29 protein-coding genes are annotated in these 21,278 nt (G+C 59.1%); all 29 read left to right on the top strand.

The window, feature by feature from the left end; translation table 11 throughout:
- Nucleotides 1-43 precede the first annotated feature (43 nt).
- The 29 genes from rpoC (at nucleotide 44) to rpsK (ending at nucleotide 21,273) form a co-directional block, all read left to right on the top strand.
- Nucleotides 44-4,258, top strand: a complete 4,215-nt coding sequence (gene rpoC, locus PD885_RS14670) for a DNA-directed RNA polymerase subunit beta' (protein ID WP_002811714.1) — start codon at nucleotides 44-46, stop codon at nucleotides 4,256-4,258.
- 222 nt (nucleotides 4,259-4,480) lie between these two features.
- Nucleotides 4,481-4,855: a 30S ribosomal protein S12 gene (gene rpsL, locus PD885_RS14665; protein WP_002811712.1), complete on the top strand. Its 375-nt coding sequence runs from the start codon at nucleotides 4,481-4,483 to the stop codon at nucleotides 4,853-4,855.
- A gap of 12 nt (nucleotides 4,856-4,867) precedes the next feature.
- Nucleotides 4,868-5,335: a 30S ribosomal protein S7 gene (gene rpsG, locus PD885_RS14660; protein WP_002811707.1), complete on the top strand. Its 468-nt coding sequence runs from the start codon at nucleotides 4,868-4,870 to the stop codon at nucleotides 5,333-5,335.
- A gap of 137 nt (nucleotides 5,336-5,472) precedes the next feature.
- Nucleotides 5,473-7,590: an elongation factor G gene (fusA, locus tag PD885_RS14655; protein WP_002811705.1), complete on the top strand. Its 2,118-nt coding sequence runs from the start codon at nucleotides 5,473-5,475 to the stop codon at nucleotides 7,588-7,590.
- A 48-nt stretch (nucleotides 7,591-7,638) separates the two neighbouring features.
- The gene (tuf, locus tag PD885_RS14650; protein WP_002811703.1) at nucleotides 7,639-8,829 is read left to right on the top strand and encodes an elongation factor Tu; all 1,191 of its coding nucleotides are present in this window, start codon (nucleotides 7,639-7,641) and stop codon (nucleotides 8,827-8,829) included.
- Nucleotides 8,830-9,297: 468 nt separating this feature from the next.
- The gene (rpsJ, locus tag PD885_RS14645) at nucleotides 9,298-9,609 is read left to right on the top strand and encodes a 30S ribosomal protein S10 (RefSeq protein WP_002811701.1); all 312 of its coding nucleotides are present in this window, start codon (nucleotides 9,298-9,300) and stop codon (nucleotides 9,607-9,609) included.
- An 11-nt stretch (nucleotides 9,610-9,620) separates the two neighbouring features.
- A complete protein-coding gene (gene rplC / locus PD885_RS14640) occupies nucleotides 9,621-10,271 on the top strand; it encodes a 50S ribosomal protein L3 (RefSeq protein ID WP_002811698.1) in 651 nt (216 codons plus the stop codon).
- 12 nt (nucleotides 10,272-10,283) lie between these two features.
- Nucleotides 10,284-10,889: a 50S ribosomal protein L4 gene (rplD, locus tag PD885_RS14635; RefSeq protein ID WP_002811696.1), complete on the top strand. Its 606-nt coding sequence runs from the start codon at nucleotides 10,284-10,286 to the stop codon at nucleotides 10,887-10,889.
- Nucleotides 10,886-11,185: a 50S ribosomal protein L23 gene (gene rplW, locus PD885_RS14630; RefSeq protein ID WP_002811694.1), complete on the top strand. Its 300-nt coding sequence runs from the start codon at nucleotides 10,886-10,888 to the stop codon at nucleotides 11,183-11,185. The genes rplD and rplW overlap by 4 nt, the downstream gene beginning before the upstream one ends.
- Nucleotides 11,186-11,195: 10 nt before the next feature.
- On the top strand, nucleotides 11,196-12,023 hold the full coding sequence (gene rplB / locus PD885_RS14625; RefSeq protein WP_002811690.1) for a 50S ribosomal protein L2: 828 nt from the start codon (nucleotides 11,196-11,198) through the stop codon (nucleotides 12,021-12,023).
- 6 nt (nucleotides 12,024-12,029) lie between these two features.
- Entirely contained in the window at nucleotides 12,030-12,299 is a 270-nt protein-coding gene (gene rpsS, locus PD885_RS14620) for a 30S ribosomal protein S19 (RefSeq protein ID WP_002811688.1), read from the top strand.
- 12 nt (nucleotides 12,300-12,311) lie between these two features.
- Entirely contained in the window at nucleotides 12,312-12,647 is a 336-nt protein-coding gene (gene rplV, locus PD885_RS14615; RefSeq protein WP_002811686.1) for a 50S ribosomal protein L22, read from the top strand.
- A gap of 17 nt (nucleotides 12,648-12,664) precedes the next feature.
- Nucleotides 12,665-13,399, top strand: a complete 735-nt coding sequence (gene rpsC / locus PD885_RS14610; RefSeq protein WP_002811684.1) for a 30S ribosomal protein S3 — start codon at nucleotides 12,665-12,667, stop codon at nucleotides 13,397-13,399.
- 5 nt (nucleotides 13,400-13,404) lie between these two features.
- The gene (rplP, locus tag PD885_RS14605; RefSeq protein ID WP_002811681.1) at nucleotides 13,405-13,818 is read left to right on the top strand and encodes a 50S ribosomal protein L16; all 414 of its coding nucleotides are present in this window, start codon (nucleotides 13,405-13,407) and stop codon (nucleotides 13,816-13,818) included.
- Nucleotides 13,818-14,003, top strand: a complete 186-nt coding sequence (gene rpmC, locus PD885_RS14600; RefSeq protein ID WP_002811678.1) for a 50S ribosomal protein L29 — start codon at nucleotides 13,818-13,820, stop codon at nucleotides 14,001-14,003. Before rplP ends, rpmC begins: the two co-directional genes overlap by 1 nt.
- Nucleotides 14,004-14,014: 11 nt before the next feature.
- On the top strand, nucleotides 14,015-14,284 hold the full coding sequence (gene rpsQ / locus PD885_RS14595; RefSeq protein WP_002811676.1) for a 30S ribosomal protein S17: 270 nt from the start codon (nucleotides 14,015-14,017) through the stop codon (nucleotides 14,282-14,284).
- 14 nt (nucleotides 14,285-14,298) lie between these two features.
- Entirely contained in the window at nucleotides 14,299-14,667 is a 369-nt protein-coding gene (gene rplN / locus PD885_RS14590; protein ID WP_002811674.1) for a 50S ribosomal protein L14, read from the top strand.
- 15 nt (nucleotides 14,668-14,682) lie between these two features.
- The gene (gene rplX, locus PD885_RS14585) at nucleotides 14,683-15,000 is read left to right on the top strand and encodes a 50S ribosomal protein L24 (RefSeq protein WP_002811669.1); all 318 of its coding nucleotides are present in this window, start codon (nucleotides 14,683-14,685) and stop codon (nucleotides 14,998-15,000) included.
- Between the two features lie 11 nt (nucleotides 15,001-15,011).
- Nucleotides 15,012-15,554, top strand: a complete 543-nt coding sequence (rplE, locus tag PD885_RS14580; protein ID WP_002811667.1) for a 50S ribosomal protein L5 — start codon at nucleotides 15,012-15,014, stop codon at nucleotides 15,552-15,554.
- Nucleotides 15,555-15,572: 18 nt separating this feature from the next.
- Complete coding sequence (gene rpsN / locus PD885_RS14575; RefSeq protein ID WP_002811665.1) at nucleotides 15,573-15,878, top strand: 30S ribosomal protein S14; 306 nt, start codon at nucleotides 15,573-15,575, stop codon at nucleotides 15,876-15,878.
- 206 nt (nucleotides 15,879-16,084) lie between these two features.
- Complete coding sequence (gene rpsH, locus PD885_RS14570; protein WP_002811663.1) at nucleotides 16,085-16,483, top strand: 30S ribosomal protein S8; 399 nt, start codon at nucleotides 16,085-16,087, stop codon at nucleotides 16,481-16,483.
- A 14-nt stretch (nucleotides 16,484-16,497) separates the two neighbouring features.
- The gene (rplF, locus tag PD885_RS14565; protein WP_002811660.1) at nucleotides 16,498-17,025 is read left to right on the top strand and encodes a 50S ribosomal protein L6; all 528 of its coding nucleotides are present in this window, start codon (nucleotides 16,498-16,500) and stop codon (nucleotides 17,023-17,025) included.
- Nucleotides 17,026-17,114: 89 nt separating this feature from the next.
- On the top strand, nucleotides 17,115-17,474 hold the full coding sequence (rplR, locus tag PD885_RS14560) for a 50S ribosomal protein L18 (RefSeq protein ID WP_002811659.1): 360 nt from the start codon (nucleotides 17,115-17,117) through the stop codon (nucleotides 17,472-17,474).
- 159 nt (nucleotides 17,475-17,633) lie between these two features.
- The gene (gene rpsE / locus PD885_RS14555) at nucleotides 17,634-18,176 is read left to right on the top strand and encodes a 30S ribosomal protein S5 (protein ID WP_002811656.1); all 543 of its coding nucleotides are present in this window, start codon (nucleotides 17,634-17,636) and stop codon (nucleotides 18,174-18,176) included.
- Nucleotides 18,169-18,360 (top strand): 50S ribosomal protein L30, encoded by a 192-nt coding sequence (gene rpmD, locus PD885_RS14550; protein WP_002811654.1) that lies wholly within the window; start codon nucleotides 18,169-18,171, stop codon nucleotides 18,358-18,360. Before rpsE ends, rpmD begins: the two co-directional genes overlap by 8 nt.
- Before the next feature lie 4 nt (nucleotides 18,361-18,364).
- Nucleotides 18,365-18,808: a 50S ribosomal protein L15 gene (rplO, locus tag PD885_RS14545; RefSeq protein ID WP_002811651.1), complete on the top strand. Its 444-nt coding sequence runs from the start codon at nucleotides 18,365-18,367 to the stop codon at nucleotides 18,806-18,808.
- A gap of 7 nt (nucleotides 18,809-18,815) precedes the next feature.
- Nucleotides 18,816-20,183, top strand: coding sequence for a preprotein translocase subunit SecY (gene secY, locus PD885_RS14540; protein ID WP_088056958.1), 1,368 nt, complete (start codon nucleotides 18,816-18,818; stop codon nucleotides 20,181-20,183).
- A gap of 330 nt (nucleotides 20,184-20,513) precedes the next feature.
- Nucleotides 20,514-20,870: a 30S ribosomal protein S13 gene (gene rpsM / locus PD885_RS14535; RefSeq protein ID WP_002811647.1), complete on the top strand. Its 357-nt coding sequence runs from the start codon at nucleotides 20,514-20,516 to the stop codon at nucleotides 20,868-20,870.
- Nucleotides 20,871-20,880: 10 nt separating this feature from the next.
- Entirely contained in the window at nucleotides 20,881-21,273 is a 393-nt protein-coding gene (rpsK, locus tag PD885_RS14530; RefSeq protein WP_002811645.1) for a 30S ribosomal protein S11, read from the top strand.
- The last annotated feature ends 5 nt before the right edge of the window (nucleotides 21,274-21,278 follow it).

Genomic DNA, 21,278 nt, shown 5'->3' with positions numbered 1-21,278 from the left:
GTCCCATCTCAGATACGAAATTCCTCCGACCCGGAGACATCAAATGAAAGACCTGCTCAACCTCTTCAACCAGCAGCGCCAGACGCTGGATTTCGACGCGATCAAGATCGCGCTGGCCTCGCCTGACCTGATCCGTTCGTGGTCTTACGGTGAAGTGAAGAAGCCCGAAACCATCAACTACCGTACCTTCAAGCCCGAGCGTGACGGCCTTTTCTGCGCCGCCATCTTCGGGCCGATCAAGGACTACGAATGCCTGTGCGGCAAGTACAAGCGCATGAAGCACCGCGGTGTGGTCTGCGAAAAATGCGGGACCGAAGTCACCTTGGCCAAGGTGCGTCGTGAGCGCATGGGTCATATCGACCTGGCCTCGCCGGTCGCGCATATCTGGTTCCTCAAGTCGCTTCCTTCGCGTATCGGTTTGATGCTGGACATGACCCTGCGTGACATCGAGCGCGTGCTGTACTTCGAAGCCTACGTGGTTACCGAGCCTGGCCTGACCCCGCTAGAGCGCCGCCAGCTGCTGACCGAAGAGCAGTACCTGACCGCACGTCAGGAGTACAACGACGATTTCGACGCCGCGATGGGTGCCGAGGCTGTCTATGATCTGCTGCGATCGATCGATCTGCAGTCGGAAGTGACCCGTTTGCGCGAAGAAATCGCCAGCACCGGTTCGGAAACCAAACTTAAGCGCCTCACCAAGCGCATCAAGCTGATCGAAGCCTTCCTGGAATCGGGCAACCGCCCTGAGTGGATGGTCATGACCGTGTTGCCGGTGCTGCCGCCGGATCTGCGTCCGCTGGTGCCGTTGGATGGCGGCCGCTTTGCGACCTCGGATCTGAACGATCTTTACCGCCGCGTGATCAACCGCAACAACCGGCTGCGTCGTCTGCTCGAACTCAATGCGCCGGACATCATCGTGCGCAACGAAAAGCGCATGCTGCAGGAATCGGTGGATGCGCTGCTGGACAACGGCCGTCGTGGTCGTGCCATCACCGGCACCAACAAGCGTCCACTGAAGTCGCTGGCCGACATGATCAAGGGCAAGCAGGGTCGGTTCCGTCAGAACCTGCTCGGCAAGCGCGTGGATTACTCTGGTCGTTCGGTCATCACCGTCGGTCCGTATCTCAAGTTGCATCAGTGCGGCCTGCCGAAGAAGATGGCGCTTGAGCTGTTCAAGCCGTTCGTGTTCGCCAAGCTGCAGCGTCGCGGCCTAGCAACCACTATCAAGGCTGCCAAGAAGCTGGTCGAGCGCGAAGAGGCTGAGGTGTGGGACATCCTCGAAGAAGTCATTCGCGAGCATCCGGTGCTGTTGAACCGTGCGCCGACCCTGCACCGTTTGGGCATCCAGGCGTTCGAGCCGGTGTTGATCGAAGGCAAGGCCATCCAGCTGCATCCGCTGGTGTGTACGGCATTCAACGCCGACTTCGACGGTGACCAGATGGCTGTCCACGTGCCGCTCTCGCTGGAAGCCCAGCTGGAAGCGCGTGCGCTGATGATGTCCACCAACAACATCCTGTCGCCGGCTAACGGCGAGCCGATCATCGTGCCGTCGCAAGACGTGGTGTTGGGCCTTTACTACATGAGCCGCGCGCTCGAGAACAAGAAGGGCGAGGGCATGGTGTTCGCCAACACCAGTGAAGTGAAGCGCGCCTACGACAACCGCGTGGTGGAACTGCACGCCAAGGTCAAGGTCCGCATCACCCAGGTGGATGTCGAAGCCGACGGCAAGCGCAGTAGCGGTACCTCGATCGTGGACACCACGGTCGGTCGAGCGCTGCTGAGCGAAATCCTGCCGGAAGGTCTGCCGTTTCAGCTTGCCAACACCGAGATGACCAAGAAGAACATCTCGCGTCTGATCAACTCCAGCTATCGTCTGCTCGGCTTGAAGGACACCGTCGTGTTCGCCGACAAGCTGATGTACACCGGCTATGCCTACGCAACCCGAGCAGGCGTGTCGATCGGCATCGACGACATGCTGATCCCGGACGAGAAGAAGGGCATCCTCACCGAGGCAGAAGCCGAAGTGCTTGAAATCCAGGAGCAGTATCAGTCCGGTCTGGTTACCGCTGGCGAGCGTTACAACAAGGTCGTGGACATCTGGTCGCGTACCAGTGAGCGCATCGCCAAGGCAATGATGGACACTATCGGTACCGAGAAGGTGGAAAACGCCAAGGGCGAGACCATTGACCAGAAGTCGATGAACTCGCTCTACATCATGGCCGACTCCGGTGCCCGTGGTAGTCAGGCGCAGATCCGTCAGCTGGCCGGTATGCGCGGCTTGATGGCGCGTCCGGACGGCTCGATCATCGAGACGCCGATCAAGGCGAACTTCCGCGAAGGCTTGAACGTGCAGGAGTACTTCAACTCCACCCACGGTGCCCGTAAAGGTCTGGCCGATACCGCGCTGAAGACTGCCAACTCGGGTTACCTGACCCGTCGTCTGGTCGACGTGGCGCAGGACGTGGTGATCACCGAAGTCGATTGCGGCACCGTCGAAGGGTTGATCATGACCCCGATCGTGGAAGGCGGCGACGTGGTCGAGCCGTTGAAGGAGCGCGTGCTGGGCCGTGTGGTGGCCGAGGACGTATACTTGCCCGGCAACGATGAAGAGCCGATCGTTACCCGTAACACGCTGCTCGATGAAGCGTGGGTGGCGAAATTGGAAGAGGCCAGTGTGCAGTCGGTGAAAGTGCGTTCGACGATTAGCTGCGAGTCGTCGTTCGGCGTGTGCGCACGTTGCTACGGTCGCGATCTTGCACGTGGTCACCAGGTCAACATCGGTGAAGCGGTCGGCGTCATCGCCGCACAGTCGATCGGTGAGCCAGGTACCCAGCTCACCATGCGTACGTTCCACATCGGTGGTGCGGCATCGCGTGCGGCTGCGGTTGACAACATCACGGTCAAGACGACCGGTTCGGTGAAGTTCAATAACCTCAAGTCGGTGGCGCATGCCAGTGGTGCGCTGGTCGCTGTCTCGCGTTCTGGCGAACTGTCCGTGCTCGATGGCCATGGCCGTGAGCGCGAGCGTTACAAGCTCCCGTACGGCGCCACTATCACCGTCAAAGACGGCGATGCGGTCAAGGCCGGGCAGGGCGTTGCCAACTGGGATCCGCATAACCACCCGATCGTGTCGGAAGTGGCCGGTTTCATCCGCTTCATCGACTTCGTCGACGGCGTCACCGTCATCGAAAAGACCGACGAACTGACCGGTCTAGCCTCGCGCGAAATCACCGACCCGAAGCGTCGCGGTGCACATGCCAAGGAACTGCGCCCAATCGTGCGCATCGTCGATGGCAAGGGCAATGATCTGACGATTCCGAACACGGATCTGCCGGCTCAGTACCTGTTGCCGCCGCGCTCCATTGTCAACCTGCAGGACGGCGCTGCCGTCGGCGTGGGCGACGTGGTTGCCAAGATCCAGCAGGAAGCGTCCAAGACTCGCGACATCACCGGCGGTCTGCCGCGTGTTGCCGATTTGTTCGAAGCACGCAAGCCGAAGGATCCTGCGATCCTGGCCGAGCGCTCGGGTATCATCAGCTTCGGCAAGGACACCAAGGGCAAGCAACGTCTAATCATCAAAGATACCGATGGTTCGGAACACGAAGAGCTGATCCCGAAGTACCGCCAGATCATCGTGTTCGAAGGCGAACACGTGACCAAGGGCGAAACGGTCGTAGACGGCGAGCCGAGCCCGCAGGACATCCTGCGTCTGCTGGGTGTCGAGCCGTTAGCCGCGTATCTGGTCAAGGAGATCCAGGACGTGTATCGCCTGCAGGGCGTGAAGATCAACGACAAGCACATCGAGGTGATCACGCGCCAGATGCTGCGTAAGGTTGAGATCACCGACCAAGGCACCAGCAAATTCCTCAACGGCGAGCAGGTCGAGCGCCAGCGCGTCATCGAGGAGAATGCCCGCCTCATAAAGCGCAACGAACTGCCGGCCAAGTACGATCCGGTGCTGCTGGGTATCACCAAGGCCTCGCTGGCCACTGAGTCATTTATCTCTGCAGCGTCGTTCCAGGAGACCACCCGCGTGTTGACCGAGGCTGCTGTGCGCGGCACCCGCGACAACCTGCGCGGTCTGAAGGAAAACGTGATCGTGGGTCGGCTGATCCCGGCCGGTACCGGTCTGACGTACCACGCCGGACGTCGCAAATCTTCGGGTCTGACCGACTCGGAAATGGAAACGCTGTCGGGCAAACCGACGGTGGTCGAACCGGTCACAACTGTGGCCGACGCTGGCGCGGACGAGGATTAAGTGCTCCGGCGACGGTCGCAAGACCGCCGTAAGCCAAGCGAAAAGCAGGGCAGGGAGGCCCTCCGTTTTCCGGCCTTCGGATGGGTCAGTGGTTTCAGATTCCGTGAAGTTGACGAAGTTTTGTCTTGCTAGCTATACTTCTTTGTCTCGGCGGGCCGTTTTTCGGCCTGCCTTTGTTTTCGTGCAAGGCCGTCTCGGCCTCTCAATCAGAAGAATCAACTGATGACGACGATCAATCAGCTGGTCCGCAAGCCTCGGCAAGCGACCACCTACAAGAGTGCCTCCCCGGCACTGGACAAGTGTCCGCAGCGCCGTGGCGTTTGCACACGCGTCTATACCACTACTCCGAAGAAGCCGAACTCGGCCCTGCGTAAAGTCGCCAAAGTGCGTCTGACGAATCAGGAAGAGGTCATCAGTTACATCGGTGGTGAAGGCCACAATCTGCAGGAGCACTCCGTGGTCCTGATTCGCGGTGGCCGCGTCAAGGATCTTCCTGGTGTGCGCTATCACACCGTCCGTGGTTCGCTGGACGCCGCCGGCGTCGCAAAGCGTCGTCAAGGCCGTTCCAAGTACGGCGCCAAGCGCCCGAAGAGCTAAGGAAATACTCCAATGTCCCGTAAAGGTTCTACTCCGCAGCGCACCGTCCTGCCTGATCCAAAGCATGGCAGCGAAACCATTGCCCGCTTCATCAATATGGTGATGCAAAGTGGCAAGAAGTCGGTTGCTGAGAAAATTGTCTATGGCGCGATGGACGTCATTGGCGAAAAGAATCCGAATGCCGTCGAGCTGGTGCAGAAAGCACTGGACAACGTGGCCCCGGCTGTCGAAGTTAAATCGCGTCGCGTTGGTGGTGCTACCTATCAGGTGCCCGTCGAAGTGCGCTCCTCCCGTCGCATGGCGCTGGCAATGCGCTGGTTGATCGAGTCTGCGCGCAAGCGTGGCGAGAACACCATGCCGCGCAAGCTCGCTGCAGAACTGCTGGATGCCTCGGAAAGCCGTGGCGGGGCGGTCAAAAAGCGCGAAGAGACGCACCGTATGGCGGAGGCAAACAAGCCATTCGCACACTACCGCTGGTAACCTCGGGGGCCTTGGTAACGGGGCCCTTCAGCACTGTCTGAGTGCTGTTTGCGACGCATCTTGCGTCGCATCCAATCCGAAGGCCGCCGAAAGGCGGCGTTCGGCCATCCGAAATTCAAGAAATTGAGAGGCTCCCCGTGGCCCGCACCACCCCTATCGAGCGTTACCGTAACTTCGGCATCATGGCTCACATCGATGCCGGCAAGACCACCACCTCCGAGCGCATCCTGTTCTACACCGGTGTCAGTCACAAGATCGGCGAGGTCCATGACGGCGCTGCAGTAATGGACTGGATGGAGCAGGAGCAGGAACGCGGTATCACGATCACCTCTGCTGCGACCACCGCGTTCTGGTCGGGTATGGACAAGTCCATGCCGCAGCACCGCTTCAACATTATCGATACCCCCGGGCACGTCGACTTCACCATCGAAGTGGAGCGCTCCTTGCGCGTGCTCGACGGTGCGGTGTTCGTGCTGTGCGCCGTCGGTGGCGTGCAGCCGCAGTCCGAGACCGTGTGGCGTCAGGCCAACAAGTATTCCGTACCGCGGATGGCGTTCGTCAACAAGATGGATCGTACCGGTGCCAACTTCGACAAGGTCGTTGAGCAGCTGAAGGCTCGTCTTGGTGCCTACGCCGTGCCGATGCAGGTGCCGATCGGCGCTGAAGACGGCTTTGAGGGCGTGGTCGACCTGTTGAAGATGAAGGCGATCCATTGGGATACCGCGTCGCAGGGGACCACTTTCGAATATCGCGATATCCCGGCCAATCTGGTCGAGATCGCGACCGATGCGCGTGCGTTCATGGTTGAAGCTGCTGCCGAAGCCAGCGAAGGCCTGATGGATAAGTACCTCAACGAAGGCGACCTGACCGAAGAAGAGGTATTGCTGGGTCTGCGCGAGCGCACCCTAAAAGTCGAGATCGTGCCGGTATTCTGTGGTTCGGCGTTCAAGAACAAGGGCGTGCAAGCCATGCTCGACGGCGTCGTGCAACTGCTGCCGTCGCCGGCAGACCGCCCGCCGGTGGCGGGTATCGACGAAGACGAGAAGGAGGACACTCGCCCTGCGACCGATACTGCGCCGTTCTCGGCGTTGGCGTTCAAGATCATGACCGACCCGTTCGTGGGCTCGCTGACGTTCTTTCGTGTCTATTCGGGCACGCTGAACTCCGGCGACCAGGTCTACAACCCGGTCAAGTCGAAGAAAGAGCGGGTGGGCCGCATCCTGCAGATGCATTCCAATAATCGCGAAGAGATCAAGGAAGTGCGTGCCGGTGATATCGCCGCTGCCGTAGGTCTGAAGGACGTCACCACCGGCGACACGCTGTGCGCGCAGGATCGCCTCATCACCTTGGAGCGCATGGTGTTCCCGGAGCCGGTGATCTCGATGGCGGTGGAGCCGAAGACCAAGTCTGATCAGGAAAAGATGGGTATGGCCCTGGGCCGTTTGGCGCAGGAAGATCCCTCGTTTCGCGTCAAGACCGACGAAGAATCCGGCCAGACCATCATTTCGGGCATGGGTGAGTTGCACCTGGACATCATCGTCGACCGTATGCGCCGCGAGTTCAATGTCGAGGCCAACGTCGGCAAGCCGCAGGTGGCGTACCGTGAAACGATCCGCAAGTCCGACGTCAAGTCTGACTACAAGCATGCCAAGCAGTCCGGTGGTAAAGGTCAGTATGCTCACGTCGTGATCGAGTTGTCGCCGATGAGCGAGGAAGATCGCAAAAACGACAGCGTCAAGGACGACTTCCTCTTCATTAACGATATTACCGGCGGCATTATTCCGAAGGAATTCATCCCCTCGGTCGAAAAGGGTCTGCGCGAAACGATCACCAGTGGTCCGATCGCCGGCTTCCCGGTGGTGGGCGTGAAGGTCAAGCTGGTGTTCGGCTCGTACCATGACGTCGACTCGTCGGAAATGGCGTTCAAGCTGGCCGCGTCGATGGCGTTCAAGCAGGGCTTCGCGAAAGCCAGCCCGGTGCTGCTGGAGCCGATCATGAAGGTCGAAATCGTCAGCCCTGAGGATTACCTGGGTGACGTGATGGGCGACGTGAGCCGCCGTCGTGGCGTGTTGCAGGGTCAGGGCGACAGCCCGTCGGGCAAGATCGTCAACGCGATGATTCCGTTGGGCGAGATGTTCGGTTACGCGACTTCGCTGCGCTCTATGAGCCAGGGTCGTGCGACGTTCTCGATGGAATTCGACCACTACGAAGAGGCACCGACCAACATCGCCGACTCCGTCACCAAGAAGAGCTGAGTTCGCTCAGCTGCTTCACGAAATTTTCCAATCAGAGGTTAGTACGTCATGGCAAAAACTAAATTCGAGCGCACCAAGCCGCACGTGAACGTCGGCACCATCGGTCACGTTGACCATGGCAAGACCACGTTGACCGCTGCGCTGACCAAGATCGGTGCCGAGCGTTTCGGTGGTGAGTTTAAGGCGTACGACGCGATCGACGCGGCGCCGGAAGAGAAGGCGCGCGGCATCACGATTTCGACCGCACACGTCGAATACGAATCTCCGAACCGTCACTACGCGCACGTCGACTGCCCCGGCCACGCCGACTACGTCAAGAACATGATCACTGGTGCGGCGCAGATGGACGGTGCGATTTTGGTCTGTTCGGCTGCTGACGGCCCGATGCCGCAGACCCGTGAGCACATCCTGCTTTCGCGTCAGGTCGGTGTGCCGCACATCGTCGTGTTCCTGAACAAGGCCGACATGGTCGACGACGCCGAGCTGCTTGAGTTGGTCGAAATGGAAGTGCGTGAGCTGTTGAGCAAGTACGACTTCCCAGGCGACGACACTCCGATCATTCACGGTTCGGCGCGTCTGGCACTGGATGGCGATCAGAGCGAAATCGGCGTGCCGGCGATTTTGAAGCTGGTCGATGCCCTCGACACCTTCATCCCGGAGCCGACTCGCGACGTTGATCGTCCGTTCCTAATGCCGGTCGAAGACGTATTCTCGATCTCTGGCCGCGGCACCGTGGCGACCGGTCGTATCGAGCGCGGCGTCATCAAGGTTGGCGACGAAATCGAAATCGTCGGTATCCGCGCCACGCAGAAGACCACGGTCACAGGCGTGGAAATGTTCCGCAAGCTGCTGGACCAGGGTCAGGCGGGTGACAACGCCGGTCTGCTGCTGCGTGGCACCAAGCGTGACGACCTGGAGCGCGGGCAGGTGCTGTGCAAGCCGGGTTCGATCAAGCCGCACACCGAGTTTGAAGCCGAAGTCTACGTACTTTCCAAGGATGAGGGGGGCCGTCACACACCGTTCTTCGATGGCTACCGTCCGCAGTTCTTCTTCCGCACCACCGACATCACTGGCGCTTGCAAGCTGCCGGAAGGCGTGGAGATGGTGATGCCGGGCGACAACGTGAAGATGGTCGTGACCCTGATCAATCCGGTCGCGATGGACGAAGGTCTGCGTTTCGCAATTCGTGAAGGCGGTCGTACCGTCGGCGCCGGCGTGGTTGCAAAGATCCTTAAGTAAGCAACTGCGGTTCGTCGGCTTGGGCCATCGGCGTAGCAAGGAGGGGTCGGCGTAAGCCGGCCCTTTTTATGGCCTGCCGTCGTTGAGCGAAAGTGTCCATGCGTCAGCAAATGTGCAGTGGTAGGTGCTTGCATCCGTAAAAACCCATCGCTATAATGCGCGGCTCGGTGTCCCTGGGTAGGGCCCTGAGTTACAGCGAAAAGAACGGCAGGACGCCGCTCGTGTTCGCCGGACCGGGAAGGTCGCGTTGCATAGAGTGTTCAGCAATTCACATGTTGTTGACGGTGCTCTTGTTGCGCACTATAATTTCCCGTCTGGGCAGGCCGGTTTACCGGTCTGCCCCAGTTTTTGGGCGGAGGAAACGCCCTCGTCGACAGGACGCACGACGACTTCATCAACGTCAGGAATATAGGGGCAGGTATCCCAGAGGCCTTGCCCGTCGCTCTTTTAACGAAGGAAGCTTCCGTCATGTCGGAACAAAAGATCCGGATTCGGTTGAAGGCGTACGATCATCGTTTGATCGACCGTTCGGCCAGCGAGATCGTCGAAACGGCTAAGCGGACCGGCGCGCAAGTGCGTGGCCCGATCCCGCTGCCGACCAAGATCGAACGTTACACCATCCTCGTATCCCCGCATGCCGACAAGGATGCTCGTGACCAATACGAAACCCGCACGTTCAAGCGTGTGCTCGATATCGTCGACCCCAACGACAAGACCGTGGACGCGCTGATGAAGCTCGAGCTCGCGGCTGGTGTCGACGTCCAGATCAAGCTGACCTGAGGACTACGACCATGACGAAGAAATATTCGTTGGGCTTCGTGGGCCGTAAGGCCGGTATGAGCCGCGTCTTCACTGAAGATGGCCGCTCGGTACCGGTCACGCTGATCGAAGCAACTCCGAACCGCATCGCGCAGATCAAGACCGTCGAAGTCGATGGCTACAGCGCAGTGCAGATTACCGTTGGCGCCCGTCGTGCCGCGCTGGTCAACAAGCCGGCTGCAGGTCACTTCTCCAAGGCAAAGGTGGAAGCAGGTCGCGGCCTTTGGGAATTCCGTGTTGAAGATGCGCAGCTCGGCGACTTCGCCGTAGGCGGCGAAATCAAGGCGGACATCTTCGAGGTCGGCCAGAAGGTCGACGTCCAGGGCGTCACCAAGGGTAAGGGTTTCCAGGGCACCATCAAGCGCTACAACTTCCGTATGGGCGATGCAACTCACGGTAACTCGCTGTCGCATCGCGCGCCGGGTTCGTTGGGTCAGCGCCAAACCCCGGGGCGCGTTTTCCCGGGTAAGAAGATGTCGGGCCACATGGGCGCCGTGCAGCAAAGCACTCAGAATCTGGAAGTGGTCAAGGTCGACGTTGAGCGTGGTTTGATTGCTATCCGCGGTGCCGTGCCTGGCGCAGCTGGTGGCGACGTGATCGTCCGTCCGGCGAGCAAGGCATAAGGAGAGATGACGATGGAACTCGTTATCACGGGTAGTAATAGTAAGGTCTCGGTCTCCGATGCCGTGTTCGGTCGCGAATTCAGCGAAGATCTTGTTCACCAGGTCGTCGTCGCTTATCGCAACGCCGGTCGCGCTGGTACCAAGGCTCAGAAGACGCGTTCTGAAGTTGCGGGCACGACCAAGAAGTCGAAGAAGCAAAAGGGCGGAGGTGCGCGTCATGGCGCGCTGACGGCTCCGATTTTCGTCGGCGGCGGTGTTACCTTCGCGGCCAAGCCGCGTAGCTTCGAGCAGAAAGTCAACCGCAAGATGTACCGTGCGGCTATCTGTGCGATCTTCTCTGAGCTCAACCGCCAGGGTCGCCTCATGATTGTCGATGCGTTCGACGTTGAAACCACCAAGACCCAGGGGTTGATCGAGAAGCTAAAGGGACTTGATGTGGGCAAGCGCCCGCTGATCGTCACCGAAGAAGCCTCAGAGCACCTGTATCTGTCCGCTCGCAATCTGCCGTATGTGCAGTTGCGTGATGTGCAGGGGCTGGATCCGGTCGCTTTGGTCGGGGCCGACACGGTCGTGATCACCGCCGATGCGGTCAAGAAGGTCGAGGAGTGGCTGGCATGAGCAGCAACGAAAAAATCTTCAGCGTGCTGCGTGCTCCGCGAGTCTCAGAAAAGACCGCGCGCTTGCAGGAAATATCCAACCAGTATGTCTTCGAAGTTTCGAACGAAGCCACCAAGGCCGACGTAAAAGCCGCGGTTGAGCAGTTGTTCGACGTCAAGGTCAAAGCAGTCAATGTGGTCAACGTCAAGGGCAAGAGCAAGTCCTTCCGTAATCGTGCTGGCAGTCGCGGCAATTGGCGCAAGGCGTACGTCCGCCTGGTTGATGGTCAGTCCATCGACGTAACGGCCAAGGCCTGAGGTCCATCCCATGCCATTGATGAAGTTCAAACCCACCTCTCCCGGCCGTCGTTCCGCCGTGCGCGTGGTTACTCCCGATCTGCACAAGGGCGCACCGCACGCGGCGCTGCTCGATTCGCAGAGCAAGTCCGGTGGTCGTAACCACCATGGCCGCATCACTGTGCGTCACGTCGGTGGTGGCCACAAGCAGCACTTCCGCATCATTGACGTCAAGCGCGACAAGGAAGGCATTCCGGCTCGTGTAGAGCGGATCGAATACGATCCGAACCGCACCGCTCATATCGCCCTGCTGTGTTACGTCGACGGCGAGCGTCGCTACATCATCGCCCCCAAGGGACTGAAGGCAGGCGACCAAGTCATTGCCGGTGCCAACGCACCGATCAAGACCGGCAACACGCTGCCGCTGCGCAATATCCCGGTCGGTACGACGGTCCACTGTATCGAGCTGAAGCCGGGTAAGGGCGCCCAGATCGCACGTGCTGCCGGTGCAGCCGTCCAGCTGGTCGCTCGCGAAGGCATCTATGCCACTCTGCGTCTGCGCTCGGGCGAGATGCGCAAGGTGCCGGTCGAGTGCCGCGCCACCATTGGCGAAGTCGGCAACGACGAGCACAACCTCGAGAAGCTCGGCAAGGCTGGCGCCAAGCGTTGGCGCGGGGTTCGTCCGACCGTTCGCGGTGCGGCCATGAACCCGGTCGATCACCCGCACGGTGGCGGTGAGGCCAAGGCTGGCCAGGGTAATCCGCATCCGGTCACCCCGTGGGGTGTTCCGACCAAGGGTTACAAGACGCGCAAAAACAAACGCACCCAGCAATTCATCGTCCGCGACCGTAGAGGCTAATCGACCATGCCACGTTCACTCAAAAAGGGCCCGTTCGTCGATCACCATCTTGCAAAAAAGGTGGAGTCCGCTGCGGGTGGCAAGAAGCCGATCAAGACTTGGTCGCGCCGTTCGATGATTATGCCGCAAATGGTGGGCCTCACCATCGCCGTGCATAACGGCAAGAACCACATTCCGGTGCTCGTCAACGAGAATATGGTCGGTCACAAGTTCGGCGAATTCGCCATTCCCCGGACCTTCAAAGGTCACGCTGGCGACAAGAAGTCGAGCAGGTAAGGGAAAATGACGATGGAAGCGAAAGCAATCCTGCGCACTGCGCGCATCTCCCCGCAGAAGGCCCGCCTGGTCGCTGATCAGGTGCGTGGACTGTCCGCCGAACGTGCGGTGAATCTGCTGAAGTTCTCGGATAAGAAGGCTGCACACCTGATCAAAAAGGTTGTGGAGTCGGCTATTGCCAATGCCGAGAACAATCAGGGCGCGGATGTCGACGAGCTGAAGGTCAAGACCATCATGGTTGATGAAGGTCCGTCTCTGAAGCGTTTCATGGCGCGCGCGAAAGGCCGCGGTACCCGCATCCTCAAGCGCACCAGTCACATCACTGTGATTGTTGGCGCCGCCAAGTAAGCGGAAAGGAAAAGACCATGGGTCATAAAGTTCATCCGACTGGAATCCGTCTTGGCATCGCCAAAGACTGGAATTCCAAGTGGTACGCAAGTAAGGCAGACTTTGCCGGTTATCTCGCAGCCGACCTGAAAGTGCGTGAAATGCTGCGCAAGAAGCTCGCGCAGGCAGGTATCAGCAAGATCTTGATCGAGCGACCTGCCAAAACCGCCCGCGTGACGATTCACACTGCCCGACCGGGAGTGGTGATCGGCAAGCGTGGTGAGGACATCGAAAAACTGCGCAAGGAAGTGAGCGAATTGATGGGCGTTCCTGCGCACATCAACGTCGCCGAAGTGCGCAAGCCGGAGCTAGATTCGCAGCTGGTCGCTGAGTCGATCGCGCAGCAGCTTGAGCGTCGCATCATGTTCCGCCGCGCAATGAAGCGCTCGGTCGGTAATGCGATGCGCCTGAGTGCACTGGGTATCAAGGTCAATGTGGCTGGCCGCCTCAATGGTGCGGAAATCGCCCGTTCGGAATGGTACCGCGAAGGTCGCGTGCCGCTGCACACGCTACGTGCCGACATCGATTACGGTTTTGCCGAGGCGTCCACGACGTACGGCATCATCGGCATCAAGGTCTGGATCTATAAGGGTGAGGTCTTCGACTTCTCCCAGGTTGGCCAGGAGAAGCAGGACGACAGCCCGCGCAACGATCGTAATGATCGCGGCGACCGTGGTGACCGTCCTTCGCGCCCGGCTCGTGAAGCGAGGTAACGGCAATGTTGCAACCCAAGCGAACCAAATATCGCAAAATGCACAAGGGTCGTAACGACGGCCTGGCATGGAGCGGAAACGCCGTCAGCTTCGGCGAGTACGGCCTCAAGGCAACCGCGCATGGTCAGCTGACCGCGCGTCAGATTGAAGCAGCACGCCGCACGATCAGCCGCCACGTCAAGAAGGGCGGCAAGATGTATATCCGTGTGTTCCCCGACAAGCCGATCACCAAGAAGCCGATCGAAGTCCGTATGGGCTCCGGTAAGGGCAATGTGGAGTACTGGGTCGCGCAGATTCAGCCGGGCCGCATGATCTATGAAATCGAGGGTATTCCCGAAGATATCGCACGTGAGGCGTTCCGCCTTGCCGCTGCGAAATTGTCGGTGACCACCACTTTCGTGACCAGGACGGTGCGCTGATGGATATCAAACAACTCCGCGAGAAGTCGTCTGACGAATTGAAGGTCCACCTGACCGATCTGCGTAAGGAGCAATTCTCGCTCCGTATGCAGCAGGTCACAGGCCAGCTGCCGAAGACCCACGAAACCCGCCGGGTGCGCCGCGAGATTGCTCGCGTCAAGCACCTGCTCGGCAGCACCAAGTAAGGACGGCCGCGATGAGCGACAACAACGAAAAGCAAACGGTGCGCACGGTCGAAGGCCGTGTTGTCAGCAACAAAATGGACAAAACTGTCACAGTGTTGGTGGAGCGCCAAGTCAAGCATCCTCTGTACGGCAAGTACATTGAACGCTCGACCAAGCTGCACGCACATGACGCCGACAATGCCTGTAACGAAGGTGATGTGGTGCGTGTGACCGAGATTGCTCCAGTGTCCAAGACCAAGAACTGGCGGGTGGTCGAAATCGTCGCCCGTTCGGCCGAATAAGGGAGATCTGAATCATGATCCAGATGCAGAGCTACCTCGATGTCGCCGACAACTCGGGTGCCAAGGAAGTAATGTGCATCAAGGTGCTGGGCGGTTCCAAGCGCCGTTACGCACGCATTGGTGACATCATCAAGGTGACAGTCAAGGACGCCATTCCACGTGGCAAGGTCAAGAAAGGCGAAGTCTACGACGCCGTCGTGGTGCGTACCCGCAAGGGTGTGCGCCGTCCCGACGGTTCGCTGATCCGCTTCGATGGCAACGCCGCTGTGCTGTTGAACAATAAGCAGGAGCCGATCGGGACCCGCATCTTCGGGCCGGTGACACGCGAGCTGCGTTCCGAGAAGTTCATGAAGATCGTCTCGCTCGCTCCCGAAGTACTGTGAGCGGAGAACATACACATGGCTAACCGTATCAAGAAAGGCGACCAGGTCGTCATCAATACCGGCAAGGACAAGGGTAAGCAGGGTGAAGTTGTGCGTGTGGAGAGCGATCGCGTAATCGTTTCCAACGCCAACGTTATCAAGCGCCATACCAAGCCGAACCCGCAAGCAGGTGTCGCTGGCGGCTTGGTCGAGCGTGAAGCGTCGATTCATATCTCCAACGTCAATATCGTCAACCCGGCAACGGGCAAGGGCGAGCGCGTTGGCTTCAAGGTGCTGGAGGATGGACGCAAATTGCGTGTGTTCCGCTCCAGCGGTGAGGCGCTCGACGCCTGAGGAATGAGATCATGAACACTCGTCTCGAAAAGTTTTACAAGGAAAACGTGGTGCCAGCCCTGATGAAGGAATTCGGCTACACTAATCCGATGGAAGTGCCGAAGCTGGTCAAGGTCACGCTCAACATGGGCGTGGGCGAAGCGGCTACCAACAAGAAGATTCTGGAAAATGCGGTCGCCGACATGTCCAAGATCTCCGGTCAAAAGCCGGTGGTCACTAAGTCGCGCGTTTCGGTCGCATCCTTCAAGATTCGTGACGGTTGGCCGATCGGCTGCAAGACTACGTTGCGTCGCGCCAAGATGTACGAGTTTCTGGATCGCCTGATCAACGTATCGTTGCCGCGCGTGCGCGACTTCCGTGGTGTTCCCTCTCGTTCCTTTGACGGTCGTGGCAACTTCAACATGGGTGTGAAGGAACAGATCATCTTCCCGGAAATCGACTTCGACGCTGTCGACGCGATTCGCGGTATGGATATCGCCATCACCACCACGGCCAAGACGGATGCGGAAGCGAAGGCGCTGCTGGCAGCGTTCAAGTTCCCGTTCCGTAACTGACTTTCGAGGAAACCCAAAATGGCAAAGACTTCGATGATCCACCGCGACATCAAGCGTGCAAAGCTGGCGAAGAAATTCGCTGGCAAGCGTGATGCGCTTAAGAAGATCCTCTCCAGTCAGGATGCGTCTTACGAAGAGAAGATGGATGCTTCGAACAAGTTGCAGAAGCTGCCCCGCGATTCGTCGCCGAGCCGCCACCGCAACCGTTGCGAGCTGTCCGGTCGTCCGCGCGGCGTATACCGCAAGTTCGGTCTGGGCCGCAATATGCTGCGTAAAGCCACGATGAACGGCGACGTTCCTGGCCTGCGTAAGGCAAGCTGGTAAAAGCATTCCGGTCGGTCGCGGCCGGTTTGAACAGGTTTTGTTCTGTTCAAAAAAGAGTCCGACGTAAGTCGGACTCTTTTGTCTTATACTTCCGCTCCTGCCTTGACCCGTATGGGCTTGGCACAACGTTAAGGGTCTTGGCCCGTCCCCAGGAAGACATCAAGATTTTCGCGAAAGCGGATATCGGTGCACTCAAAGGTACTTACATGAGCATGACTGATCCCATCGCCGACTTGCTGGTTCGCATCAAGAATGCGGCCGCGGTTGGTAAGCCGACGGTGAAATTGCCGTCATCCAAGATCAAGGTTGCGATCGCCAACGTCCTCCGGGATGAGGGTTACATCACAGACCTGCGCGTTACAGCTACCGAGAACAACAAGTCGGAGCTAGAAATCGTGTTGAAGTATTTCGAAGGCCGTCCGGTCATCGAGACCTTGAAGCGTTTCTCGCGCTCTGGTCTGCGTCAGTACCGCGGCAAGACCGAGCTGCCCAAGGTCCTGGGTGGCCTGGGTATCGCCATCATCTCCACGTCGAAGGGCATCATGACCGATGCGCAGGCTCGCGAAGCCGGCGTTGGTGGTGAAGTTCTGTGCTTCGTGGCATAAGGGAAGGAATCGACATGTCCCGTGTAGCCAAGAAGCCTGTGTCCCTCCCAAAGGGTGTTGAGCTCAATGTCCAGCCCGAACTGGTCAGCGTCAAGGGACCAAGGGGCACCCTGACACTGCATAAGCCGGCTGGCGTGGAAATCGCCATCGATGGCGATGTTGCCACCCTGTCTGCCAATGATCCGTCGCAGATCGCCATTACCGGCACCGTGCGCTCCATCCTGGCAAATATGGTCAAGGGTGTGTCCGAAGGCTTCGAGCGCAAGCTTGAGCTGGTTGGCGTCGGTTATCGTGCCGCCATGCAGGGTAAGGATCTGAGTCTGGCGCTCGGTTTCTCGCATCCCCTGGTGTTTGTGGCGCCCGAGGGAATCACGCTGTCGACTCCGAGCCAGACCGAAATTCTGGTCCAGGGCGCCGACAAGCAGCGCGTTGGCGAAGTCGCCGCCAAGATTCGCGGTTTCCGTCCGCCGGAGCCCTATAAGGGCAAGGGTGTGAAGTACGCCGGTGAAGTCATCATTCGCAAGGAAGCCAAGAAGGCCTAAGGCAGTTTTTTTGCGAGAGCCCTGCTATCTGTGGCCGGACTCTTGAATGCAAAATGCCTGTTTTTCTTCAGCTTCGTAGGACACATATCATGAGCATCAACAAGAACATCGCCCGTCTGCGCCGTGCTAAGTCCACCCGCTCGCACATTCGCGAGTTGGGTGCTGCCCGTCTGTCGGTGCTGCGCTCCGGTCAGCATCTGTATGCGCAGGTCTTTACTGCCGACGGTTCCAAGGTGATCGCTGCAGCAAACACCTTGCAGGCTGACGTCAAGGACGGCCTGAAGAACGGAAAGAACAGTGATGCGGCCGTCAAGGTCGGCAAGCTGATTGCCGAGCGCGCCAAGGCTGCAGGAATCGAAAAGGTCGCATTCGACCGCTCTGGTTACCGCTACCACGGCCGCATCAAAGCGCTGGCCGACGCAGCTCGCGAAGGCGGCCTGCAGTTCTAAAGCACTGCTGTGAATATGGTCATCGGCCACATTCGCTTCACCGCCGGCAGGGAGATGCCGGACTGTCCCGTTCTTTTGCAGCGGTGCCGGGAACAAGGTTTTACTTCACAACCATAAGCGGCTCGGAGCCGTACATACTTAATCAATCAAGGAATCAAGATGGCAGAAGAACGTGCACCGCGGGGTCGTGATCGCGACCGTAACCGTGAAGAGAAAGTCGACGATGGTATGATCGAAAAGCTGGTCGCTGTCAATCGTGTCAGCAAGACGGTCAAGGGTGGTCGCCAGTTCGGTTTCACCTCACTGACCGTAGTCGGTGATGGTATGGGCAAGGTTGGTTTTGGTTATGGCAAGGCGCGCGAAGTGCCGATCGCCATCCAGAAGTCGATGGAGCAGGCGCGCAAGAACCTGGTCAGTGTTGATCTAAATAACGGCACCTTGTGGCATGCCGTCAAGTCTGGCCATGGCGCAGCACGCGTGTACATGCAGCCGGCTTCGGAAGGTACGGGTGTCATCGCCGGCGGCGCAATGCGTGCAGTGCTCGAAGCTGTTGGCGTCAAGAACGTGCTGGCCAAGGCTGTCGGTTCGCGTAACCCGATCAATCTGGTCCGTGCGACCCTGAAGGGTTTGTCGGAAATGCAGTCGCCGGCCCGCATCGCGGCCAAGCGCGGCAAGAAAGTGGAGGAGCTCAACCATGGGTAAGGACCCCAACAAGACCGTGAAGGTGCGCCTGGTGCGTGGCCTGCGTGGAACCCAGTCGCGTCATCGCCTGTCGGTGCGCGCGTTGGGCCTGAATAAGCTCAACGATGTGCGTGAACTGAAGGACAGCCCGCAGGTGCGGGGCCTGATCAATACGGTTCACTACCTCGTCAAGGTTGAGGAGTAATCCAATGACTCTGCGTCTTAATGACCTAAAGCCCGCCGATGGCGCCCGTACCGAGCGCATCCGCGTCGGCCGTGGTATCGGTTCCGGCCTCGGCAAGACTGCTGGTCGCGGTCACAAGGGTTCGTTCGCTCGTAAGGGCGGCGGCAAGATCAAGGCCGGATTCGAAGGCGGCCAGACCCCGATGCAGCGCCGTCTTCCCAAGATCGGTTTCCGCTCTAAGATGGCGCGCGATACTGCAGAAGTGTTGTCCTACCAGCTGGATAAGCTGGAAGCAGGTGATGTGGACTTCGCGGCGCTGCGTGCGGCCAATCTGGTCCCAAGCCGCGCCAAGAAGGCGAAGATTGTGCTAAAGGGCGAGCTGAGCAAGAGGTTCGTGCTGAAGGGTGTCGCTGCAACCGCAGGCGCCAAGGCAGCAATTGAAGCTGCCGGCGGCAGTGTAGAGGAGTAATCGGCAGATGGCGCAGGCTGGCATTGGTAACCTCGGTGGCGGGCTCGGCAAGTTCACAGAACTTCGCCAGCGGCTACTGTTCGTTCTCGGGGCATTGATCGTTTATCGCATCGGCTGCTATGTGCCGGTGCCCTGCGTAAATCCCGATGCCATGCTTTCGTTGATGCAGGCGCAGGGCGGTGGCATTGTGGACATGTTCAACATGTTCTCGGGCGGCGCCCTGCATCGTTTCAGCATTTTTGCTTTGAACGTCATGCCGTATATCTCGGCATCGATCGTGATCCAGTTGGCTACGCATATTTTTCCCGCCCTCAAGGCAATGCAGAAAGAAGGCGAATCCGGCCGGCGCAAGATCACTCAATATTCGCGCATCGGTGCGGTGCTTCTGGCAGTAGTACAGGGCGGCAGTATTGCGATGGCGCTGCAGCATCAGACTGCGCCGGGTGGCGCCCCGGTGGTGTACGCGCCGGGTATGGGCTTTGTACTCACTGCAGTCATTGCATTGACCGCCGGCACCATCTTTCTGATGTGGGTTGGCGAGCAAGTCACCGAGCGTGGCATCGGTAACGGTGTTTCGCTGATCATCTTCGCCGGCATCGTGGCAGGTCTTCCGTCGGCAGCGATCCAGACCGTCGAAGCATTCCGCGAAGGCAATCTGAGCTTCATTTCGCTGTTGTTGATCGTCCTCACCATCCTAGCGTTTACGCTGTTTGTGGTGTTTGTCGAACGTGGTCAGCGGCGCATCACGGTCAACTACGCGCGCCGCCAGGGCGGTCGCAATGCGTACATGAACCAGACCTCCTTCCTGCCGCTGAAGCTCAATATGGCCGGCGTGATTCCGCCCATCTTCGCGTCCAGCATCCTGGCGTTTCCGGCGACGTTGTCGATGTGGTCGGGTCAGGCAGCATCGGGCAGTGGCGTCGGTTTGTGGTTGCAGCGAATTGCCAATGCGCTTGGACCAGGCGAACCAGTGCACATGCTTGTGTTTGCGGCGCTCATCATTGGTTTTGCGTTCTTCTATACCGCGCTTGTTTTCAACTCGCAGGAAACTGCCGACAACCTCAAGAAGTCCGGTGCGTTGATTCCGGGCATCCGTCCCGGTAAGGCGACTGCGGATTACGTGGATGGTGTCTTAACGCGTCTGACCGCAGCCGGTTCGTTGTACTTGGTAATTGTCTGCTTGCTGCCGGAAATCATGCGCACGCAGCTCGGCACCTCGTTCCATTTCGGGGGCACTTCGCTGTTGATCGCCGTGGTGGTGGTGATGGACTTCATTGCGCAGATCCAGGCGCATCTGATGTCGCATCGTTATGAGAGCCTACTGAAGAAGGCCAACCTGAAGGGCGGCTCACGCAGCGGTCTCGCTCGCGGTTAAGTGGTATGCTAGATCTTCATTACGTGGAGATGGCTTGGTTTCCGGGCCACAATCTTCCGATCAGAAGGGCGGCTCGCGCGATGTCTCGCGCGCGGGTGTGGCGGGGTGGTCTTGTGCGGGAGTAGCACAGGCGATTCGGAGAAGTTTTCTGGATCAACACCGTCCGGCGCCGGAGCGAGGGCACACTCCCCACGCCGGGTCCATGGAACTTGGTTCCACGGGCTTCAACGCAATCCGAGGCCTTGCTATAATTCCGAGTTAACTTTTGATCCATCCTGCCGGATGGCGCCTGGGCGCTGTCGGGCCATCACTCAGTTGGAGAATCGCGTCATGGCGCGTATTGCAGGCGTCAACCTGCCAGCCCAGAAGCACGTCTGGGTCGGGTTGCAAAGCATCTACGGCATCGGCCGTACCCGTTCGAAGAAGCTCTGCGAATCCGCAGGCGTTATCTCGAGCACGAAGATTCGTGATCTATCCGAACCCGAAATCGAGCGTCTGCGTGCCGAAGTCGGCAAGTATGTCGTTGAGGGCGACTTGCGCCGCGAAGTCGGTATCGCGATCAAGCGACTGATGGACCTGGGCTGCTATCGCGGTCTGCGTCATCGCCGTGGTCTCCCGCTGCGTGGTCAGCGCACCCGTACCAACGCCCGCACCCGTAAGGGCCCGCGCAAGGCGATTAGGAAGTAAGGCATAGATCATGGCCAAGCCAGCAGAAAAGAAAACGAAGAAGAAGATCAAGCGCGTCATCACTGACGGCGTCGCTCACGTCCATGCTTCGTTCAACAACACTATCATCACCATCACCGATCGCCAGGGCAATGCGTTGTCGTGGGCTACGTCCGGCGGCGCCGGTTTCCGTGGTTCGCGTAAGTCGACCCCGTTCGCTGCCCAGGTCGCCGCCGAAAAGGCTGGCCGCGCTGCGCTCGACTACGGCGTGAAGTCACTGGAAGTACGTATCAAGGGTCCGGGTCCGGGCCGTGAGTCGGCCGTGCGTTCGTTGAACAACGTGGGCTACAAGATCACCAACATCATCGACGTGACGCCAATCCCGCACAACGGGTGCCGTCCGCCGAAGAAGCGTCGCGTCTAAAGGGA

Source organism: Xanthomonas fragariae, assembly GCF_900183975.1.
GTDB lineage: Bacteria > Pseudomonadota > Gammaproteobacteria > Xanthomonadales > Xanthomonadaceae > Xanthomonas > Xanthomonas fragariae.
Note: the sequence above shows the minus strand (reverse complement) of the source record. Positions and strands in the feature narration are given on the sequence as shown.

What these genes read in the sequence shown, in the direction of transcription:
- rplV (WP_002811686.1), top strand. Translation starts at nt 12,312, where the DNA reads ATGGAAGCGAAAGCAATCCTGCGCACTGCGCGCATCTCCCCGCAGAAG.
- rpsS (WP_002811688.1), top strand. Translation starts at nt 12,030, where the DNA reads ATGCCACGTTCACTCAAAAAGGGCCCGTTCGTCGATCACCATCTTGCA.
- rpsK (WP_002811645.1), top strand. Translation starts at nt 20,881, where the DNA reads ATGGCCAAGCCAGCAGAAAAGAAAACGAAGAAGAAGATCAAGCGCGTC.
- rplF (WP_002811660.1), top strand. Translation starts at nt 16,498, where the DNA reads ATGTCCCGTGTAGCCAAGAAGCCTGTGTCCCTCCCAAAGGGTGTTGAG.
- tuf (WP_002811703.1), top strand. Translation starts at nt 7,639, where the DNA reads ATGGCAAAAACTAAATTCGAGCGCACCAAGCCGCACGTGAACGTCGGC.
- rpsJ (WP_002811701.1), top strand. Translation starts at nt 9,298, where the DNA reads ATGTCGGAACAAAAGATCCGGATTCGGTTGAAGGCGTACGATCATCGT.
- rplD (WP_002811696.1), top strand. Translation starts at nt 10,284, where the DNA reads ATGGAACTCGTTATCACGGGTAGTAATAGTAAGGTCTCGGTCTCCGAT.
- rplR (WP_002811659.1), top strand. Translation starts at nt 17,115, where the DNA reads ATGAGCATCAACAAGAACATCGCCCGTCTGCGCCGTGCTAAGTCCACC.
- rpsQ (WP_002811676.1), top strand. Translation starts at nt 14,015, where the DNA reads ATGAGCGACAACAACGAAAAGCAAACGGTGCGCACGGTCGAAGGCCGT.
- rplO (WP_002811651.1), top strand. Translation starts at nt 18,365, where the DNA reads ATGACTCTGCGTCTTAATGACCTAAAGCCCGCCGATGGCGCCCGTACC.
- rpsM (WP_002811647.1), top strand. Translation starts at nt 20,514, where the DNA reads ATGGCGCGTATTGCAGGCGTCAACCTGCCAGCCCAGAAGCACGTCTGG.
- rplX (WP_002811669.1), top strand. Translation starts at nt 14,683, where the DNA reads ATGGCTAACCGTATCAAGAAAGGCGACCAGGTCGTCATCAATACCGGC.
- rplC (WP_002811698.1), top strand. Translation starts at nt 9,621, where the DNA reads ATGACGAAGAAATATTCGTTGGGCTTCGTGGGCCGTAAGGCCGGTATG.
- rplE (WP_002811667.1), top strand. Translation starts at nt 15,012, where the DNA reads ATGAACACTCGTCTCGAAAAGTTTTACAAGGAAAACGTGGTGCCAGCC.
- rpsL (WP_002811712.1), top strand. Translation starts at nt 4,481, where the DNA reads ATGACGACGATCAATCAGCTGGTCCGCAAGCCTCGGCAAGCGACCACC.
- rpmD (WP_002811654.1), top strand. Translation starts at nt 18,169, where the DNA reads ATGGGTAAGGACCCCAACAAGACCGTGAAGGTGCGCCTGGTGCGTGGC.
- rpsE (WP_002811656.1), top strand. Translation starts at nt 17,634, where the DNA reads ATGGCAGAAGAACGTGCACCGCGGGGTCGTGATCGCGACCGTAACCGT.
- rplP (WP_002811681.1), top strand. Translation starts at nt 13,405, where the DNA reads ATGTTGCAACCCAAGCGAACCAAATATCGCAAAATGCACAAGGGTCGT.
- rplB (WP_002811690.1), top strand. Translation starts at nt 11,196, where the DNA reads ATGCCATTGATGAAGTTCAAACCCACCTCTCCCGGCCGTCGTTCCGCC.
- rpsG (WP_002811707.1), top strand. Translation starts at nt 4,868, where the DNA reads ATGTCCCGTAAAGGTTCTACTCCGCAGCGCACCGTCCTGCCTGATCCA.
- rplW (WP_002811694.1), top strand. Translation starts at nt 10,886, where the DNA reads ATGAGCAGCAACGAAAAAATCTTCAGCGTGCTGCGTGCTCCGCGAGTC.
- rpmC (WP_002811678.1), top strand. Translation starts at nt 13,818, where the DNA reads ATGGATATCAAACAACTCCGCGAGAAGTCGTCTGACGAATTGAAGGTC.
- rpsN (WP_002811665.1), top strand. Translation starts at nt 15,573, where the DNA reads ATGGCAAAGACTTCGATGATCCACCGCGACATCAAGCGTGCAAAGCTG.
- rpoC (WP_002811714.1), top strand. Translation starts at nt 44, where the DNA reads ATGAAAGACCTGCTCAACCTCTTCAACCAGCAGCGCCAGACGCTGGAT.
- rplN (WP_002811674.1), top strand. Translation starts at nt 14,299, where the DNA reads ATGATCCAGATGCAGAGCTACCTCGATGTCGCCGACAACTCGGGTGCC.
- rpsC (WP_002811684.1), top strand. Translation starts at nt 12,665, where the DNA reads ATGGGTCATAAAGTTCATCCGACTGGAATCCGTCTTGGCATCGCCAAA.
- secY (WP_088056958.1), top strand. Translation starts at nt 18,816, where the DNA reads ATGGCGCAGGCTGGCATTGGTAACCTCGGTGGCGGGCTCGGCAAGTTC.
- rpsH (WP_002811663.1), top strand. Translation starts at nt 16,085, where the DNA reads ATGAGCATGACTGATCCCATCGCCGACTTGCTGGTTCGCATCAAGAAT.